Origin of the sequence: Sphingobium lactosutens DS20 (genome assembly GCF_000445105.1) — a bacterium.
Taxonomy (GTDB): Bacteria; Pseudomonadota; Alphaproteobacteria; order Sphingomonadales; family Sphingomonadaceae; genus Sphingobium; species Sphingobium lactosutens.
Genome location: NZ_ATDP01000087.1, coordinates 73,461 through 87,385, shown reverse-complemented (window position 1 = coordinate 87,385; position 13,925 = coordinate 73,461). Strand labels below are relative to the sequence as shown.

At 61.8% G+C, this 13,925-nt stretch carries 12 protein-coding genes and 3 pseudogenes; 11 read left to right on the top strand and 4 right to left on the bottom strand.

The features are described 5' to 3' along the window. Positions 1–61: 61 nt before the first annotated feature. Entirely contained in the window at positions 62–826 is a 765-nt protein-coding gene (locus tag RLDS_RS39715; RefSeq protein ID WP_001389365.1) for an IS6-like element IS6100 family transposase, read from the top strand. A 158-nt stretch (positions 827–984) separates the two neighbouring features. Here RLDS_RS39715 and RLDS_RS39710 read toward each other — a convergent pair whose 3' ends face one another. Beyond that, positions 985–1,869: a LysR substrate-binding domain-containing protein gene (locus RLDS_RS39710; protein WP_012250644.1), complete on the bottom strand. Its 885-nt coding sequence runs from the start codon at positions 1,867–1,869 to the stop codon at positions 985–987. Between the two features lie 149 nt (positions 1,870–2,018). Here RLDS_RS39710 and RLDS_RS39705 point away from each other — a divergent pair, with 149 nt between their 5' ends. The 6 genes and pseudogenes from RLDS_RS39705 (at position 2,019) to RLDS_RS0128080 (ending at position 6,958) form a co-directional block, all read left to right on the top strand. Further along, on the top strand, positions 2,019–2,774 hold the full coding sequence (locus RLDS_RS39705; RefSeq protein WP_021225970.1) for a chlorocatechol 1,2-dioxygenase: 756 nt from the start codon (positions 2,019–2,021) through the stop codon (positions 2,772–2,774). Further along, positions 2,771–3,883, top strand: a complete 1,113-nt coding sequence (locus RLDS_RS39700; RefSeq protein ID WP_011255151.1) for a muconate cycloisomerase family protein — start codon at positions 2,771–2,773, stop codon at positions 3,881–3,883. The genes RLDS_RS39705 and RLDS_RS39700 overlap by 4 nt, the downstream gene beginning before the upstream one ends. Before the next feature lies 1 nt (position 3,884). Next, a pseudogene (locus tag RLDS_RS57385) lies at positions 3,885–4,283 on the top strand (Bug family tripartite tricarboxylate transporter substrate binding protein); the annotation flags it as partial. Positions 4,284–4,342: 59 nt separating this feature from the next. Next, a pseudogene (locus RLDS_RS39690) lies at positions 4,343–5,116 on the top strand (IS91-like element ISCR8/ISPps1 family transposase); the annotation flags it as partial. 165 nt (positions 5,117–5,281) lie between these two features. Further along, positions 5,282–5,635, top strand: coding sequence for a helix-turn-helix domain-containing protein (locus RLDS_RS39685; protein ID WP_031298075.1), 354 nt, complete (start codon positions 5,282–5,284; stop codon positions 5,633–5,635). Positions 5,636–6,373: 738 nt separating this feature from the next. Beyond that, positions 6,374–6,958, top strand: coding sequence for a copper chaperone PCu(A)C (locus RLDS_RS0128080; protein WP_201767473.1), 585 nt, complete (start codon positions 6,374–6,376; stop codon positions 6,956–6,958). Positions 6,959–7,016: 58 nt separating this feature from the next. Here the strand turns inward: RLDS_RS0128080 and gorA are convergent, their stop codons facing one another. After that, the gene (gorA, locus tag RLDS_RS39680; RefSeq protein ID WP_008568724.1) at positions 7,017–8,375 is read right to left on the bottom strand and encodes a glutathione-disulfide reductase; all 1,359 of its coding nucleotides are present in this window, start codon (positions 8,373–8,375) and stop codon (positions 7,017–7,019) included. Positions 8,376–8,447: 72 nt separating this feature from the next. On the opposite strand from gorA, the gene RLDS_RS39675 reads away from it, so the two are divergent. Next, complete coding sequence (locus tag RLDS_RS39675; RefSeq protein ID WP_008568723.1) at positions 8,448–8,870, top strand: VOC family protein; 423 nt, start codon at positions 8,448–8,450, stop codon at positions 8,868–8,870. A 54-nt stretch (positions 8,871–8,924) separates the two neighbouring features. On the opposite strand, the gene galU is transcribed toward RLDS_RS39675, so the two are convergent. Further along, a complete protein-coding gene (gene galU / locus RLDS_RS39670; protein WP_052034114.1) occupies positions 8,925–9,698 on the bottom strand; it encodes a UTP--glucose-1-phosphate uridylyltransferase GalU in 774 nt (257 codons plus the stop codon). Positions 9,699–9,714: 16 nt separating this feature from the next. Here galU and RLDS_RS39665 point away from each other — a divergent pair. The 3 genes and pseudogenes from RLDS_RS39665 to RLDS_RS39655 all read left to right on the top strand — a co-directional run. Further along, positions 9,715–10,335: pseudogene (locus RLDS_RS39665) on the top strand (IS91-like element ISCR8/ISPps1 family transposase); the annotation flags it as partial. A 165-nt stretch (positions 10,336–10,500) separates the two neighbouring features. Continuing rightward, positions 10,501–11,097, top strand: coding sequence for a hypothetical protein (locus RLDS_RS56510; RefSeq protein WP_031298069.1), 597 nt, complete (start codon positions 10,501–10,503; stop codon positions 11,095–11,097). Next, entirely contained in the window at positions 11,090–12,631 is a 1,542-nt protein-coding gene (locus RLDS_RS39655) for a UvrD-helicase domain-containing protein (protein ID WP_152528040.1), read from the top strand. Before RLDS_RS56510 ends, RLDS_RS39655 begins: the two co-directional genes overlap by 8 nt. 59 nt (positions 12,632–12,690) lie before the next feature. On the opposite strand, the gene pcaF is transcribed toward RLDS_RS39655, so the two are convergent. After that, complete coding sequence (pcaF, locus tag RLDS_RS39650; protein ID WP_021225959.1) at positions 12,691–13,893, bottom strand: 3-oxoadipyl-CoA thiolase; 1,203 nt, start codon at positions 13,891–13,893, stop codon at positions 12,691–12,693. Positions 13,894–13,925 lie beyond the last annotated feature (32 nt).

Here is a 13,925-nt window from a genome sequence, read left to right as displayed (position 1 = left end):
GGCTCTGTTGCAAAAATCGTGAAGCTTGAGCATGCTTGGCGGAGATTGGACGGACGGAACGATGACGGATTTCAAGTGGCGCCATTTCCAGGGTGATGTGATCCTGTGGGCGGTGCGCTGGTATTGTCGCTATCCGATCAGCTATCGCGACCTTGAGGAAATGCTGGCGGAACGCGGCATTTCGGTCGACCATACGACGATCTATCGCTGGGTCCAGTGCTACGCCCCGGAGATGGAGAAGCGGCTGCGCTGGTTCTGGCGGCGTGGCTTTGATCCGAGCTGGCGCCTGGATGAAACCTACGTCAAGGTGCGGGGCAAGTGGACCTACCTGTACCGGGCAGTCGACAAGCGGGGCGACACGATCGATTTCTACCTGTCGCCGACCCGCAGCGCCAAGGCAGCGAAGCGGTTCCTGGGCAAGGCCCTGCGAGGCCTGAAGCACTGGGAAAAGCCTGCCACGCTCAATACCGACAAAGCGCCGAGCTATGGTGCAGCGATCACCGAATTGAAGCGCGAAGGAAAGCTGGACCGGGAGACGGCCCACCGGCAGGTGAAGTATCTCAATAACGTGATCGAGGCCGATCACGGAAAGCTCAAGATACTGATCAAGCCGGTGCGCGGTTTCAAATCGATCCCCACGGCCTATGCCACGATCAAGGGATTCGAAGTCATGCGAGCCCTGCGCAAAGGACAGGCTCGCCCCTGGTGCCTGCAGCCCGGCATCAGGGGCGAGGTGCGCCTTGTGGAGAGAGCTTTTGGCATTGGGCCCTCGGCGCTGACGGAGGCCATGGGCATGCTCAACCACCATTTCGCAGCAGCCGCCTGATCGGCGCAGAGCGACAGCCTACCTCTGACTGCCGCCAATCTTTGCAACAGAGCCGGCTGGGCTACGAACTCGTAGCTTGCGACCGCAACGCGATCCCTGTCCAGCGTGACGATCGGACCTTGCGAACTCAAACGTGGTTGAGCGAATAACCATTTGCCTCAGTCCTTCGCGGATCGCCGCACGTGTTCCACGAACCTTGCCAGGATGGGCGGCTGTTTCTCCTTGCGGAAGGTGCAGCTGATGGGCACCTTGACCCGTGTCCCGACGATCCGCGCGAACGCGATATCCGGCCAACGGATCGCTGCGACAGACGCAGGGACGATGCTCGACGCCGCACCGGCCATGGTCAGGGCGAGCGCGGCCGTGGCGTCCTCCACGACTCGGGCGATGCGGGGCTCGATACCCGCGTGCTTGAACAGGCCGATCACCTCATCGGCGAAGCTCGGCCGGCCGCCGCGCGGAAACAGTGTGAGTTCCACCGCGCGCAGGTCCGCGAGCTTGCAGGTCTTGCCGAACTTCCCCGACTGGGAGCGGTGCACCGCGAGGTAGAGATCCTCTTGCGCGATGTTGACGATCTCGATCCCGGGATGCCGGGGAAAGAAGCGGCTGAAGCCCACGTGGATGGTCCCCGCGAGCAGGCCCTCCACCTGCTCGTCCTTGGTCATGTGCGTGAGGGATACCGTCGCCGTAGGCGTGGACGTAAGGAAAGCGCGCAGCAAAAGGGGCAGGCTGCGGTAGATGGGCGTTCCGAAATACGCCACGCTCAACTCGCCCACGTCGCCCCGCGCGGCGGCGCGGGAGCGATCACCCGAACGGCCTGCCAACTCCAGGATGCGGCGCGCATCCTCCAGGAAAGCGTGACCTGCGGCGGTGAGTTCGATCCCGCGGTGGCTTCGCTCCAGAAGCACGACGCCCAAGTCCGCTTCCAGGGCTTGCATCTGCCGCGTGATGGGGGGCTGTGAGACGTGCAGGCGCTTGGCTGCTGCAGCCATGTTCCCTGCTTCCGCGACGGCGATGAAATACTTGAGCTGCCGGAATTCCATGGCGCGCTTTCCGAGTTGGTGATGTGCCTATATTACGCAAACCGTAACGATGGCTGACTAATTTGGTATTGGACGGCATGGCCGGCGCTGCCTAGCATTCACTCGTCCCGCGTCAATCCGGACCGGGCAAACCGACAAAGGAGACCGGGATGAACGAACGAGTGAAGCAGGTTGCGTCCGCATTGGTGGATGCGATCCAGAAGACCCTCACGGAGCAACGCGTGACGGAAGAAGAGTGGCGCGCGGGCGTCGGCTACATGATGAAACTGGCCGAGGCCAAGGAAATGGATCTCCTGCTGGACGTGTTCTTCAACCACACGATCGTCGACCTCAAAGCCCAGGCCACGCGCGGATCCACGCCCGGGATGCAGGGCCCGTATTTCCTGGAAGGCGCCCCGGTGGTCGCCGGCGCCCTGAAGACCTACGAGGATGACTCGCATCACCCGCTCGTGATCCGCGGCGCCGTGCGCACGGACGATGGCGCGCCAGCCGCGGGAGCCGTGATCGACGTGTGGCACTCCACGCCCGACGGCAAGTACAGCGGCTTTCATGACCAGATCCCGACCGACTTGTACCGCGGCAAGGTCGTGGCCGATGCGCAGGGCAAGTACGCCGTGCGCACCACCATGCCCGCCCCGTACCAGATCCCGAACAAGGGACCGACCGGCGTGCTGCTTGAAATGATGGGAAGCCATACGTGGCGTCCCGCGCACGTGCACTTCAAGGTGCGCAAGGACGGGTTCGTGCCGCTGACCACGCAGTACTACTTCGAAGGCGGCGACTGGGTCGACAGCGACTGCTGCAAGGGTGTCGCACCGGACCTGGTCGTGCCGGCAAAGACCGAGGGCGGCGCGCAGGTGATGGCCATCGACTTCGTCATCGAACGACCCCGGGAGCACGCATGAAGATCGAGGCCATCAGCACAACGATCGTCGACGTCCCGACACGTCGCCCGTTGCAGATGTCGTTCACCACGGTGCACAAGCAGAGCTATGTGATCGTCCAAGTGACGGCGGGAGGGCTCGTTGGCATCGGCGAAGGCGGAAGTGTCGGTGGGCCGACATGGGGTTCCGAATCGGCGGAGACCATCAAGGTCATCATCGACAATTACTTGGCGCCACTCCTGATCGGGAAAGATGCGTCCAACCTGAGCGAAGCAAGGGCTCTCATGGACCGCGCTGTCACGGGCAACCTGTCCGCGAAGGCCGCCATCGACATCGCGCTGCACGACCTGAAGGCGCGAGCGCTGAACCTGTCTATAGCGGACCTCATCGGCGGGACGATGAGGAAAAGCATCCCGATCGCATGGACGCTCGCGAGCGGCGATACCGCGCGGGACATCGACTCGGCCCTCGAAATGATCGAAGCACGGCGACACAACCGCTTCAAGGTGAAGCTGGGCGCGCGCACGCCGGCTCAGGATCTGGAGCACATCCGCAGCATCGTGAAGGCCGTGGGCGACAAAGCGTCCGTGCGCGTCGACGTCAACCAGGGATGGGATGAGCAGACCGCATCGATCTGGATTCCGCGACTCGAAGAAGCGGGTGTGGAACTGGTCGAGCAACCCGTGCCGAGAGCGAATTTCGGTGCGCTCAGGCGCCTCACGGAGCAAAACGGCGTGGCGATCCTCGCCGACGAGAGCCTCAGCTCGCTGTCGTCCGCGTTCGAACTGGCACGCGACCGCGCGGTGGATGCATTCTCCCTGAAGCTTTGCAACATGGGCGGCATCGCGAACACGCTGAAGGTGGCGGCAATTGCCGAAGCTGCGGGCATCTCCTCGTATGGTGGAACCATGCTCGACTCCACGGTCGGCACGGCCGCGGCGCTGCACGTCTACGCAACATTGCCCTCCCTGCCCTACGGGTGCGAGTTGATCGGCCCGTGGGTGCTCAGCGACCGTCTGACCCAGCAGGACCTTGAGATCAAGGACTTCGAAGTGCACCTGCCTGTTGGAAGCGGCCTCGGCGTGGACCTCGACCACGACAAGGTCCGGCACTACACGCGGGCGGCCTGAGATGCCCGTCTCGCAACCCCCTCACCTGGCGAACATCGGCCGCCGGCGCGTCCTTGCGGGCATCGCGCTCGCGATGACGACGGGTTCAACCAGGGCACAACGGCCCGAAGCCTTTCCATCGCGTCCCATCACGTGGGTGGTTCCCTTCCCGCCGGGCGGAGCCGTCGATGCGATCGCGCGCATCATTTCGCGAAAGATGTCAGAGAGCATCGGGCAGCAGGTTGTGGTGGATAACCGCGCGGGTTCGGGCGGCATCATCGGCAGCGACCTCGTCGCGAAGGCCCCGTCTGACGGACACACCATTCTGATCAACTCCACGGGACTGGTGGTGGACCGGTTCTTCTATCCTCGCGTACCGTACCAGTCCGATCGCGACTTCGTTCCGGTGGTTCTCGCGGCGACGCTCCCCAGCGTTCTGGTCGTGCCGGCGGATTCGCGGTTTCGTGACATCACGCAGCTGACGCCAAAGACATGCTGGGCTACAAACACAGCGGCTTCTCGGTGGATGCGGGGGTGTGCATCGAAGCCCACGACCGCGCTGCGCTGGAGCGGCTGCTGCGCTATTGCGCGCGTCCACCGTTTTCCATGGAGCGCCTACGCAAAGAGGGAAGCAAACTGGTGTACCGCTGTGCCAAACAGCGCAGCGAGCCCACCAGTGACAAGCGTGGTGCCAAGGCAGATGAGCTGCACCTCACACCGCTGGAACTGATCGACCGCATCGCCGCGCTGGTGCCACCGCCACGCACCCACCGGCACCGCTACTTTGGTGTGCTGGCACCAAACTCGCCGCTGAGAGCGGCGGTAACGGCGCTGGCTCAGCCTGCTGCGTCGCAACCAGCCACGGTGGAGACTGCACAACCTGGCGCGGGCGTACCTGGGGTGGCGGCGCCGGGCAACGCGGCCACACCCACACCCGAACCTGAAGCACGCCCGAAGCGAGCGGCGCATTACTTGTGGGCGGTGCTGATTGCCCGCATCTACGAGGCATTTCCGCTGCTGTGCCCCATGTGCGGTGGGCAGATGCGCATCATTGCCTTCATCACCCACAGCGCCGAAATCCGCCACATCCTGAACCACATCGGGGTGGAGTCTGCCCCCCCGCACATCACCCCGGCACGCGGGCCACCGCTGTGGGAGGGCTGCGACGCGCCGGTGGATGATGGTGCGCAAGGCGAGCCGGATTGGGATCTGGCAGCTCAACCCGACGAGGTAGACCAGCGCGTCAATTGGTGACCCAGTGAAGCGGCGGTATCCATCGCTGCGGGGAAGCAGCTGCGCGCGCGCCAGGCCCAAATGCATACTGCCTCCCAAGCTCTTGCCATTGAGCGGCAAGCGAGCGCTCAAACTGCTTGTGTCGAACGTGTTTCGAGGCCCAAAACGCGTGCCATACTTGGCCTCATGCGGTTGAATTTCCTATCCGTCTCGGCCATGTTGGGGCGGTTTCGCGAGCTGGTCGACACGCATTATCGTCAGCAGTGGTCGCTCGGACGCTATGCGGAGGCGCTCGGCGTCACAGTGGCCACGCTGGGGCGTGCCTGCCGCGAACAATTCGGCGAATCGCCAAGCGCCATCGTCAATGCACGCATCGTCCGCGAGGCGCAGCGGCAACTGGCATACACCAGTTTGGATATCCAGCAGATCGCCCGTGACCTGGGCTTTGCCGATGCGGCTTACTTCAGTCGGTTCTTCCGCAAGCAGTCCGGTCTCAAACCCAGCGAGTTTCGCGCCGCGTTCCGCGATGCGCAGTCGTGAGCAGCGAAAGCGGATGAATGCAAAGCGATGCAGAGAACGCATCGGATGGCAGTGCCTACCCTCAGCTGCAATCTGTGAGTTCTCATAATGCACATGGCCTTATGTTGAGCGGTGCCCGGAAAATGCTTGCAGCTCCGGGCGCTGGTTAACATAGGGCCGATTATGAGAGCCGCTATCCCGCTTCCCATCCCTGAACGCCTTGTCCGTGATGCCCGGCTTTACTCGGCTCGCGGTCACGACCTGGATGCGGTTTGCTACGTCCTGGAAGACTACGGCCGTTTGGTCGCTGAGCTGCGGCAGCTCAGGCGCCGCGTTGCTGAACTCGACCAGGAGGGCGCCGAACTGGATTTGCTAATGGCACGCCGACCGTTTGCCAGTGCTATACGCAGCAAGGCACGCGCCTGGAAACCGATTTTCAGTTCTGTGCCCAGGTGGTTGAGCGCGGCTACTTCGATCCGGCGATTCCTGACCGTGATGCGTCCAAGCAGTTGCGCGATCAGCCGGTACCGCGTGAAACCGTCGCCCAGGCCGAGTATGTGCCCAAGCCCATCGTTAGCGTTGGCGCCAAGCCTGGGCACCTGTGGTAACCGGGCGGTTCTCATAATCTATATTATGTTATATAGGATATTTATCTCCATGCTGTCACCTTGCAGGAATCCTTGGTAGCCCACAACGATACTGAGCCACCCGCTAGCCATCCTCCGCCCTTTGATCCTCATCAACGTTAGATGCCGGCCCATGACGCTGTCCGCTGCACTGCTTCGTGGCGTGCAACTGTGCGTGTTATGTTGCGGCGTCCATTTCACCGGGAGTCTTTCCATGCTGCTTCGCCTATTGACCGCGAGCTGTCTGAGTGCGTTTTGCCTGGCTGCTAACGCCCAGGAGCATCATCATTCATCATCTGCACCAGCTCAGGCCGCCACCGTTTCGGTAAGCCAGGGCTGGTCGCGTGCCATGCCGCCGAGCGCTGCTAACGGTGCGGTTTATTTCGTGCTGGACAATGCGGGCGATCGGGATGATCGGCTGATCGCCGCGCACACGTTGCGCGCGGAGAAAGCCGAGCTGCACACCCATGTGCACGAAGGCGACATGATGCGCATGCAACAGGTGGATTCCGTAGCCGTTCCGGCTGGCGAAACGGTCCGTTTTCAACCCAGCGGCAACCACGTGATGCTGTTCGGTCTGAAGCAACCGTTGGCGGCTGGCGAGCGCTTCGAGCTGACGCTCGAGTTTGAACATGCCGGCCAAATCACCACCGATGTCGATATTCTCGATGAAGCACCGGCCGCGCCGCCGGCTGCCAACCCGCACATGCATCACTGATCGAGTATCGTCGGTCGGGCGCCAGATCGGCGCCCTCCTTTCCTGTGGCTGCGCCCGCTCAGATCGACGCAGGCGTGCGCATGGTGACGAACTCTTCCGCCGCCGTGGGATGAATGCCCACGGTTTCGTCGAATACCCGCTTCGTCGCACCGGCCTTCAGGGCAACCGCCAGCCCCTGCATGATTTCGCCGGCATCGGGTCCGGCCATGTGGCAACCCAGCACGCGATCGGTTTCCGCATCGACCACCAGCTTCATCAGGCTGCGTTCCAGGCTGTCGGTCATGGTGAGTTTCATCGGGCGGAAGCGGCTCTCGAAGACGGTGACCTTGCGGCCCTGCTTGCGCGCCTCTTCTTCGGTCAGGCCGACGGTTGCCATGTTCGGCAGGCTGAACACCGCAGTCGGAATGCAGTTGTAGTCCACCGGACGATAATCTTCCGGTTTGAACAAGCGACGCGCCACTGCCATGCCTTCGGCGAGCGCGACCGGCGTCAGCTGCACGCGGCCAATGACGTCGCCAATGGCAAGAATCGATGGAATCGAAGTGCGGAATTCGTCGTCGACGGCGATGAAGCCACGCTCGTCCAGCGCCACCTCGAGCGTGTCGAGCCCCAGTCCGTCGAGCATCGGCCGGCGGCCGGTCGCGTAGAAGATGCAGTCCGCTTCCAGCGTCCGACCGTCCTTGAGCGTCGCCAGCAGGCTGCCATCCGTTTGCCGATCGATGCGGGCGATATCCGCATTGAACTGCAGATCGACGCCCTTCTTGATCAGTTCGTCCTTCAGATGATCGCGCAGCGAGCCGTCGAAGCCGCGCAGGAACAGTTCGCCGCGATACAGCAGCGAGGTTTGCGCGCCGCAGCCGTGGAAGATCGAGGCGAACTCCACCGCGATGTAGCCGCCACCGACGACCAGCACGCGCCGCGGCAGCGCCTCCAGATAGAACGCCTCGTTAGAGGTGATGGCGTGTTCGCGTCCGGGAATGTCCGGCACCTGCGGCCAGCCGCCGGTGGCGATCAGGATGTGTTCGGCACTGTAGTGTTTGCCGTCCACCTCGACGGTGTGCGCGTCGACCAGGCGCGCATGCGCCTGCAGCAGGGTCACGCCGCTGTCGACCAGCAGGTTGCGATAGATGCCGTTGAGGCGCTGAATCTCGCGGTTCTTGTTGGCGATCAGCGATGTCCAGTCGAAGCTCGCGCCCTCGACGGTCCAGCCGTAGCCCTGTGCCTGGGCAATGTCTTCGGCGTAGTGCGCACCGTAGACCAGCAGTTTCTTCGGCACGCAGCCGACGTTGACGCAGGTGCCCCCCAGATAGCGGCTCTCGGCCACGGCAACCCGTGCGCCGAAGCCCGCCGCGAAGCGCGCTGCGCGCACACCGCCGGAACCGGCGCCGATGACGAATAGATCGAAGTCGTAAGCCATGAGATGTTGTCTCCTTCTAGAGCGGGACAGCATACCCCAGCCATCGCGCACCCATCAGCGGAGGAGTGACGCATGCCCCCTACCCTTACCCACATCGCCCTGCATGTGCCGGATCTGGATGCCTGCATCGATTTCTACTCACGCTTCTGTGGCATGCAGGTATTCCACCAACGCGCGGGCAAGGGCTCGCGCATCGTCTGGATGGCCGAGCCCGGAAAGGAACGCGAGTTCATCTTCGTGATCATGCCGGGTGGGCACGACCGCGCATTGGCCAGCGACGACTACAGCCATTTCGGCTTTGCCCTGGACAGCCGCGCCGCGGTCGATGCGATTGCCGACGAGGCGCGTGCGGCCGGTTGTCTGATCTGGGAGCCGCGCGACGAACCCTATCCGGTCGGCTATTACTGCGGCCTGCGCGATCCTGCGGGCAACTATGTGGAATTCAGCTACGGCCAGCCGCTCGGCCCCGGCGCGCAGGAAATGCCAGCCCCCTGAAACGAAATGAGCCACCCGAGGGTGGCCCATTTCATCCAGCACTGCGTTCTGTGATCAGTACGCCTTGCCGGTCAGGTAGAAGTGTTCGTAGCAGAAGTTGGTCGCCGCGATATAACCCTCGGCGCTACCGCAATCGAAACGCTGGCCCTTGAATTTGTAGGCCAGCACGCAGCCGTCCTGCGCCTGCTTCATCAGTGCGTCGGTGATCTGGATCTCGCCACCCTTGCCCGGCTCGGTCTGCTCGATCAGCTCGAAGATGTCCGGCGTCAGAATATAGCGGCCGATGATCGCCAGGTTGGATGGCGCATCTTCGGGCTTGGGCTTCTCGACCATGTGGCTGACGCGGAAGATGTCGTCGCGGATCATTTCGCCGGCGATCACACCGTACTTGCTGGTTTCTTCCGGCGGCACTTCCTGGATCGCCACGATCGAGCAACGGAACTGGTTGTACAGCTTGACCATCTGCGCCAGGACCGGATCGCCATCGAGGTTGATGCACAGGTCGTCCGCCAGCACCACGGCGAACGGCTCGTCACCGATCAGCGGACGGCCGCTGAGGATCGCGTGGCCGAGTCCCTTCATCTCGATCTGGCGGGTGTAGGAGAACGTGCACTCGTCGATCAGGCGGCGGATGCCGACCAGATACTTCTCCTTGTCGGTGTTGCGAATCTGGTGCTCGAGCTCATAGCTGATATCGAAGTGGTCTTCCAGCGAGCGCTTGCCGCGTCCGGTCACCATCGCGATTTCGGTCAGGCCCGCGGCCAGTGCCTCTTCGACCCCGTATTGGATCAGGGGCTTGTTCACCACCGGCAGCATTTCCTTGGGCATGGCTTTGGTTGCAGGTAAACTGGTGTACCGCTGTGCCAAACAGCGCAGCGAGCCCACCAGTGACAAGCGTGGTGCCAAGGCAGATGAGCTGCACCTCACACCGCTGGAACTGATCGACCGCATCGCCGCGCTGGTGCCACCGCCACGCACCCACCGGCACCGCTACTTTGGTGTGCTGGCACCAAACTCGCCGCTGAGAGCGGCGGTAACGGCGCTGGCTCAGCCTGCTGCGTCGCAACCAGCCACGGTGGAGACTGCACAACCTGGCGCGGGCGTACCTGGGGTGGCGGCGCCGGGCAACGCGGCCACACCCACACCCGAACCTGAAGCACGCCCGAAGCGAGCGGCGCATTACTTGTGGGCGGTGCTGATTGCCCGCATCTACGAGGCATTTCCGCTGCTGTGCCCCATGTGCGGTGGGCAGATGCGCATCATTGCCTTCATCACCCACAGCGCCGAAATCCGCCACATCCTGAACCACATCGGGGTGGAGTCTGCCCCCCCGCACATCACCCCGGCACGCGGGCCACCGCTGTGGGAGGGCTGCGACGCGCCGGTGGATGATGGTGCGCAAGGCGAGCCGGATTGGGATCTGGCAGCTCAACCCGACGAGGTAGACCAGCGCGTCAATTGGTGACCCAGTGAAGCGGCGGTATCCATCGCTGCGGGGAAGCAGCTGCGCGCGCGCCAGGCCCAAATGCATACTGCCTCCCAAGCTCTTGCCATTGAGCGGCAAGCGAGCGCTCAACCTTCCTTGGCCGAACGTGTTTCGAGGCCCAAAACTCGTGCCATACTTGGCCTCATGCGGTTGAATTTCCTATCCGTCGCGGCGTTCTGGCGGCTGCTGCTACGCATGGTCGGTCGCGAAATTCCGTTGATGATCAACTACCTGGAGTTAGCTTACGACATCCCAACGCCTACTCGTGAAGACGCTATCAGCCTTCAGCTTGAGTTTCTGGCCAGCGCTCAAGTACCGCATCAGCGCCAAGAGGTAGTCAAATGCGGTAGCACATTCTATTTTTCGCGTGCTTTTGAAATAGCGTGGCTCACCGACAAAAAGACGAAGCGGCCAAAGTGCCTCGCCCTATACGCGGACAGGCCAAGTAAGCTTGCCTCACCGATCATGGGGTCGAATTGCCTACACATCGAGTGGCGGTTCGCCGGATTCGGTGCGGTGCGCGCCGCAGGGGTTTCCTGCCTTGAAGATTTGATCGACTTCGATCACGAAAGCTTTTGGAACACCTCAGTGCGGATGTTGCGCCTTCCTGGCAAGACAGAGCAAGGACGCATGCTGGCAGGGCGGGCCTCCCATGCTTCCGACGCGGCACACCGAAAGCGCGCACGAAGCGCACATTCCGAGGCGAAGGTCGGAGGAGCGCTGAAAGACCAGTGTGCGTAACCAGCGCAGCGACAAGATTAATTTTGAAAGCGACTCATTTCGGGAAGTTATTCGTTCAAAAGCAAAGCGACTAGAAATGATCGCTGTTCCTGGCGCCGGCAAAACCACGATGCTCACAAGGCGCGTGCAATACCTTATCGAGTCCAGAAACGTCAAACCAGAACAAATCCTGGTTTTGAGCTTCGCAAACGCCTCGATAGAGGAGCTACGAACGAAATTCAACACCATTTTGGGCGCAGACGTGTCGCGCTGTGTTGCCATTCGCACGGTTCATTCTGTTGCATTGGAGCTAATCGCCAAGACAGTCCGAGTCGGCAAGGGTGGCGCAGAGAAAATGTTCAAACGCATGGTCGCAGACGCGATCCGAGTAGCTACCAGGCTGCCCCAGCCCTGGAAGGAATACCAGCACTTGTTGGTGGATGAATATCAAGACTGCAGTCCCAAGCAGTCGGCACTTATCGCGGCACTGGCGAAACGCATCCCAAATATTTTGGTTGTGGGTGATCCAATGCAGAACCTATATGCCTTCGCGGGCTCCAAATACACGCCCATTAGCGATTTGCTCTCAGGTGTGCGCACCAAGGTGATGGGCTACTCGCATCGCTTAACGCGGCAAAACGCGGCGTTGGCCTGTGCAGTTTCTTCGAAGTCAATACAACCAGCAAAGATCGAGACCACGAAGCGTGGCCCACGGCCCGCACTCATCTTGGATAGCAATCTGCGAAACCAGGTCAAGCGCGTGGCGGGCGAGGTTGTCAGCCTCCTTGAACAACAGGAGAATGCAGGCGACATCGCGATACTGGCGCGCACTAAAGCGATTCTCAGGCCTTTCCGCGCAGCGTTACTGGCGCGAGCCGTTCGCACCGAAAGGATAGGTGATCATGTGCCAGCCCAACACGCAATGACGATTGCGTACATGGCGCACAAGGTCATACAGCGAGACATCAAGCCACTCACATTGAAGGAATTGAACATCAAGCTAGGTCAGCTTGAGCTAGACGCAAGCGCGTTGAACTTGGCCTTCAAAAAGCTGACCAGAGAAATCAGACCCGGCGCGCTTGAAGGCGTGTTCGCAGGTTGCGCACGAGTCTACACAGCCCTATTTGTGGACAAAGATGTGCGCAGAGCAATCCTGCATGAGGCCAACCGCTGGGTTCCGTTGTGCAGGCAGTTTGAAAGTGCTTCGGCATTAGCCACAGCTATTCGCACCAACGAGTCTCAGACGCCCGTCATGACGTCCACGATCAACAAGGCGAAGGGTCGCGAGTGGCAGTATGTCTTCTTGGTAGGCGTGATCGATGGCCTCCTTCCCATATATCACGCGCTAAAGCCTATGGATAAAGGTAAACAGCAAGATAAGCTCGACGAAGAGCGCCGGCTGCTATACGTGGCGACAGCACGAGCATCGCACTCCCTAAGGGTTTTTCAGAGCCCCGTTCATCACGCGCACACACGCCGAAAGTTTTCCGAACAAAGCCGTCTGCTGGATGTCGCGCTTCGATCTCGCGTGCTGTCAATTGAAGATTACAGATAGGTCCGAATTGGGTAGGCATCAAAGGCATTCCGCGAAAAAATGCTTGTTACCCGTATTCATCAGACTTTTTCCAGAATCAAGGCGATGCCCTGTCCTACACCGACGCACATGGTGCACAGCGCGTAGCGTCCGCCGCTATTGTGCAGCTGGTTGACGGCAGTGGTAGCAAGGCGAGCGCCGGATGCGCCCAGCGGGTGGCCCAGGGCGATGGCGCCCCCATTAGCATTGACGCGCGAGTCGTCGTCCTTCAGGCCTAGCATGCGCAGCACAGCCAGGCCCTGCGCGGCAAAGGCTTCATTGAGTTCGATCACGTTGATCTGGTCCAGCGTAAGGCCCGTGAGGGCCAGCACCTTCTGCGTGGCCGGCGCGGGGCCAATGCCCATCACGCGCGGCGCGACGCCGGCGGTAGCCATGCCAACTACGCGGGCGCGCGGCGTGAGGCCGTTCCTCACGGCCGTCTTCTCGTTGGCCAGCAGCAGTGCGCAGGCGCCGTCGTTGACTCCGCTGGCATTACCTGCTGTCACGCTGCCGTCGGGGCGAACGACTCCCTTGAGTTTGGCAAGTGTCTCCAGGCTGGTTTCGCGCGGATGCTCGTCCTTGTTGACGACAATGAAGTCTCCCTTTTTCTGCGGGATGGTGACGGGCGTGATCTCGGTGTCGAGGAAACCCGATTTCTGCGCAGCCACGGCCTTGAGCTGCGAGGCCAGCGCCATGCGGTCCTGCGCCTCTCGCTCGATCTTGTAATCCACGGCCACGTTCTCGGCGGTCTCGGGCATCGAGTCCACGCCGTACATCTCTTTCATCAGCTTGTTGACAAAGCGCCAGCCGATGGTCGTGTCGTAGACGGCATTGGCACGCGAAAAGGCGCTGTCGGCCTTGGGCATGACGAACGGCGCGCGGCTCATGCTCTCGACGCCGCCGGCAATCATGAGAGTGGCTTCGCCGGCGCGGATGGCGCGCGCCGCGGTGCCCAGGGCATCCAGGCCCGAGCCGCACAGGCGGTTGATGGTTGCACCAGAGACTGCAATGGGCAGCCCTGCCAGCAACGCGGACATGTGGGCAACGTTACGGTTGTCCTCGCCGGCCTGATTAGCGCAGCCGTAGAGCACGTCGGTCACAGCCTCCCAATCTACCTTGGCGTTGCGCTTCATCAATGCCTTGATGGGAATCGCGCCGAGGTCGTCCGTGCGGACTGAGGACAGGGCTCCGCCGTAGCGGCCGAAAGGGGTGCGAATGGCGTCGCAGATGTAGGCGTGGTTCATGAAATTCGAAAAAATATATCCACAAAATACAT

Excerpts from the sequence above, each read along its gene's own strand:
- RLDS_RS39715 (WP_001389365.1), top strand. The coding sequence starts at position 62 with ATGACGGATTTCAAGTGGCGCCATTTCCAGGGTGATGTGATCCTGTGG.
- RLDS_RS39700 (WP_011255151.1), top strand. The coding sequence starts at position 2,771 with ATGAAGATCGAGGCCATCAGCACAACGATCGTCGACGTCCCGACACGT.
- galU (WP_052034114.1), bottom strand. The coding sequence starts at position 9,698 with ATGCCCAAGGAAATGCTGCCGGTGGTGAACAAGCCCCTGATCCAATAC.
- RLDS_RS39705 (WP_021225970.1), top strand. The coding sequence starts at position 2,019 with ATGAACGAACGAGTGAAGCAGGTTGCGTCCGCATTGGTGGATGCGATC.
- RLDS_RS39675 (WP_008568723.1), top strand. The coding sequence starts at position 8,448 with ATGCCCCCTACCCTTACCCACATCGCCCTGCATGTGCCGGATCTGGAT.
- RLDS_RS39710 (WP_012250644.1), bottom strand. The coding sequence starts at position 1,869 with ATGGAATTCCGGCAGCTCAAGTATTTCATCGCCGTCGCGGAAGCAGGG.
- RLDS_RS39685 (WP_031298075.1), top strand. The coding sequence starts at position 5,282 with ATGCGGTTGAATTTCCTATCCGTCTCGGCCATGTTGGGGCGGTTTCGC.
- RLDS_RS56510 (WP_031298069.1), top strand. The coding sequence starts at position 10,501 with ATGCGGTTGAATTTCCTATCCGTCGCGGCGTTCTGGCGGCTGCTGCTA.
- RLDS_RS0128080 (WP_201767473.1), top strand. The coding sequence starts at position 6,374 with ATGACGCTGTCCGCTGCACTGCTTCGTGGCGTGCAACTGTGCGTGTTA.
- pcaF (WP_021225959.1), bottom strand. The coding sequence starts at position 13,893 with ATGAACCACGCCTACATCTGCGACGCCATTCGCACCCCTTTCGGCCGC.
- gorA (WP_008568724.1), bottom strand. The coding sequence starts at position 8,375 with ATGGCTTACGACTTCGATCTATTCGTCATCGGCGCCGGTTCCGGCGGT.